This is a genomic window from Parafrankia sp. FMc2 (assembly GCF_041008525.1).
Taxonomy (GTDB): domain Bacteria; phylum Actinomycetota; class Actinomycetes; order Frankiales; family Frankiaceae; genus Parafrankia.
The window spans coordinates 1-3112 of record NZ_JBFLUG010000305.1 but is presented as its reverse complement, the minus strand read 5'-3'; the positions used below and the strand labels follow the sequence as shown (position 1 = coordinate 3112).

3 protein-coding genes and 2 pseudogenes are annotated in these 3112 nt (G+C 72.0%); 2 read left to right on the top strand and 3 right to left on the bottom strand.

Going from position 1 to position 3112, the window contains the following annotated elements; translation table 11 throughout:
• Window positions 1-126 (bottom strand): annotated as a pseudogene (locus AB1460_RS36510) (sulfate adenylyltransferase small subunit); the annotation flags it as partial.
• A gap of 311 nt (window positions 127-437) precedes the next feature.
• Window positions 438-1238: an SDR family NAD(P)-dependent oxidoreductase gene (locus AB1460_RS36505; RefSeq protein ID WP_368967064.1), complete on the bottom strand. Its 801-nt coding sequence runs from the start codon at window positions 1236-1238 to the stop codon at window positions 438-440.
• Between the two features lie 73 nt (window positions 1239-1311).
• On the opposite strand from AB1460_RS36505, the gene AB1460_RS36500 reads away from it, so the two are divergent.
• On the top strand, window positions 1312-1974 hold the full coding sequence (locus AB1460_RS36500; RefSeq protein WP_368967062.1) for a TetR/AcrR family transcriptional regulator: 663 nt from the start codon (window positions 1312-1314) through the stop codon (window positions 1972-1974).
• Window positions 1975-1988: 14 nt separating this feature from the next.
• Here the strand turns inward: AB1460_RS36500 and AB1460_RS36495 are convergent, their stop codons facing one another.
• Window positions 1989-2897: an SIR2 family NAD-dependent protein deacylase gene (locus AB1460_RS36495; protein WP_368967061.1), complete on the bottom strand. Its 909-nt coding sequence runs from the start codon at window positions 2895-2897 to the stop codon at window positions 1989-1991.
• Window positions 2898-2961: 64 nt separating this feature from the next.
• On the opposite strand from AB1460_RS36495, the pseudogene AB1460_RS36490 reads away from it, so the two are divergent.
• Window positions 2962-3112: pseudogene (locus tag AB1460_RS36490) on the top strand (RNA-guided endonuclease TnpB family protein); the annotation flags it as partial.

The window sequence follows — 3112 nt, the reverse complement described above, 5'->3', positions numbered from 1 at the left end:
CAGCAACACCGAACTGTCCTTACCCACCGAATACAACATCACCGGCCGCTCACACTCCGACACGGCCTCCCGGAAAATCTGGATGCTCTCCGCCTCCAGCCGCTGCAGATGCGTCAGTCGACCCATGCCGGGCTGCCTCTCTCCGTCGCCGTGGTTCCCGCCGTTCGTGCACTGCCGCGCCCATCCCGCCACCCGGCGCCATGATCACGCCGTAGGTCGACATGTCCACGCTCGGCGCATCCGTCCATCCTCCCGTCGGGTCGACGGCTCGTGCGGCCGGTCGTGGCGACAGTCGCGTACCGCGGCCTGCCATCTCTGAGGACCCAACCAACGGCAGGCGTGTTTCCAAGCCCGCGGCATCGATGTGTGGTCCGACACGTGACGGCTCACGGTGCTTCATCCGACTCACCGCGACATGCGACGCGCGCTGCCGCGGGTCAGCAGAAGTCGGAACCGCCGTCGACGTTGAGGTTCGCGCCGGTCATGTAGGTGTTGCGACGCGAGGCGGCGAAGGCGATCACAGCGCCGATCTCGGCGGGCGCGCCCGCCCGCGGCAGGTGCGCGGGATGGCCGAAGTGCTCGGTGATGCCACGCATGACGGCGTGCAGATCGCCCGGATCGATCCCGACGCCACGGGCCCAGGTCGCGAGACCCTCGGAGGCGAAGCTGCCCGGCGACACCGTGTTGACCAGGATTTCGTCGGGCGCCAGCGTCAGGGAGAGGTTCTTGGTGATGCTGGTGACCATCGACTTGGCCGCGGTGTAGGCGATCAGCGAGGCGGTCTGACGCTTGGTCGAGTGCGCCGAGATGTTCACGATGCGGGCCCACTCCGCGGCGCGCAGCAGCGGCAGCGCGGCCCGCACACAGCGAACCATCCCCAGCACGCCGACATCGATCGCCGCGAGCCAGTCATCATCGGTGAGTTCCTCGAACGGACCCATCCGGCTGCTCTTCGGCCCGGTGGCGTTCACCAGGCTGTTCAGGGCACCCCACCGCTCCCTCACCTGGTCGAAGACGGCGGCGACCTCCTCCGGCCGGGTGATGTCGGCGGGGAGCGCCACGGCGTCGGCCGCCCCCAGCGCCAGCAGGCGTTCGACGGCAGCGTCGAGGTTCGCCCGGTTGCGCGCGAGCACGCCGACCTTGGCCCCCTCCGCGGCGAAGCACTCCGCGGCGGCCAGGCCCATGCCCTGGGTACCGCCTTGCACGACGACCGTGGCGCCAGCTAAGCCGAGATCCACCTGACCGCTCCCGTCCGCCCGGGGTCGTCCCCCGGTTTCGCCCGTCAATTCGCGACAGTATGATGCCATCAACATGAGTACGCCCGCAACATCCGACGGCGAAGGCGGCCAGCCCCGGCAGCGGCGGCGCTACGACAGCCCGGTACGCCGCGAACGCGCCGGCCAGACCCGTGAGCGCATCGTCGCCGCCGGCTCGGCCCTGGTCCACGAGTTCCCGATATGGGACTGGAGCGGCCTGACCTTCCGCGCTGTCGCCGAGCGGGCAGGAGTCGGCGAGCGGACCGTCTACCGGCACTTTCCGACCGAGCGCGACCTGCACGCCGCCGTCATGCGCCGGCTGCAGGCGGAGGCCGGGGTCGGGTACGACGACCTCGACCTCGACACCGTCATCGACGTCACCGCGCGGTCGTTCGCCGCGCTGTCGTCCTACGCCGTCTCCCGGTGGGATCACACGGAGCCACGGCAACCGGTCCTGATCGACGAGGACCGGCAGCGGCGCGATGCCCTCCTCAGCGCCGTCGCTCCACACAGCACCGGCTGGACGGAGCACGAGCACCGGGCCACGGCCGCCGTGCTGGACGTCCTGTGGAGCCTCCCCGGCTACGAGCGACTCGTCCGGGTCTGGCAGCTCGACCCCGACACGGCGACACAGGCCGTCAGCTGGGTGATGGGCCTGGTGGTGGAGGCCATCCGCGAAGGGCACCGGCCCGGGGTCCCCCGCCGGCCGACGGCATGAACTCTGCTGGCGGCTCAGGGCAGGCGGGCGTCCAGCTCGGTCAGAGCCGCGAGCGCGCCGAGCGGCACGGAGATGCCCGCCTCACTGCGGAGATCCGCCTGATCCGGGTTGATCCGGATCAGGCGGCCGGCCGCCGCGGCGGACTCGGCCATGCGGCGCACGGTCGGCACCGCGGTGCCCGCGCCGATCTCGACCACCGCCAGCCGCCGCGGGCTGGCCAGGTCGTCAAGCCAGGAGGCGCATGCGTCCAGACCGGTCTCGCTGCGACGGCCGACCCAGTTCCAGTCGCCGAACATCAGGATGTTCGGACGAGCCAGGTCCCCGCAGCGCGGGCAGCGCGGCAGCGGGTCCCGCGCCCGCATCGTCTCCGGGTCGACGTCCACCTCGACACTGTCGGCGGACCAGACGTCCTGCGTGCAGGGGAGCCGGCACTGCAGATGGTGGATCGAGCCGTGGACCTCGGCCACCTCGGTGATGCCGGCGCGCTGGAACTGGCCGTCGACGTTCGACGTGAAGACCCGCATTCCCGCGGGCAGCCGGGCGCCCCACCGGCGCAGCACGGCGAAGCCGGCGTGCGGGACCGTCCGGCGGTAGAGGCCGAGGCGGTGGCCGTAGAAGCCCCAGGCGAGGGACGGATCGGCGCCGAAGTGCACGGGGTCCGCGAGCTGGGTGAACGACAGCCCGAGGCGGGCGTAGGGCGGGTACGCCCGCCAGAATCCGGTGGTGCCCCGAAAGTCGGGCAGGCCGGAATCCACGCCCAGGCCGGCACCGGCGCAGACCAGCAGTGCGTCGGCGCCGCGCAGCAGGTCGGCTGCCTGGTCGAGCGCCGCGGCGACGCCCGGCGAGACAGTCGGTCCAGCCGGGGCGGGCGGTCCAGCCGGGGCGGGCGGCTCCGGCGGTGGTACTGCGCTGGGTGTCGTCATCTCTGCCTTTGGAGGAGGCGCCGGCCTTCAGGCCGGAGAGGAATCCGGTTTCCCGCGGAGCGGGCCGGGCGTGGGCACGGGTGCGGTCGTGGGGGTGGATCGGGGTGTTGCCGTCTCGGTCACGCTGTCCACCGGCGAGTTGCTGGTCTGCCCCGGTCTGCGGTCGAAAGAAGCCGAGCGGCTGCGGCGGCTGCAGCGGCGCCAGGCGAAGGCGA

Excerpts from the sequence above, each read along its gene's own strand:
- AB1460_RS36495 (WP_368967061.1), bottom strand. The coding sequence starts at position 2,897 with ATGACGACACCCAGCGCAGTACCACCGCCGGAGCCGCCCGCCCCGGCT.
- AB1460_RS36500 (WP_368967062.1), top strand. The coding sequence starts at position 1,312 with ATGAGTACGCCCGCAACATCCGACGGCGAAGGCGGCCAGCCCCGGCAG.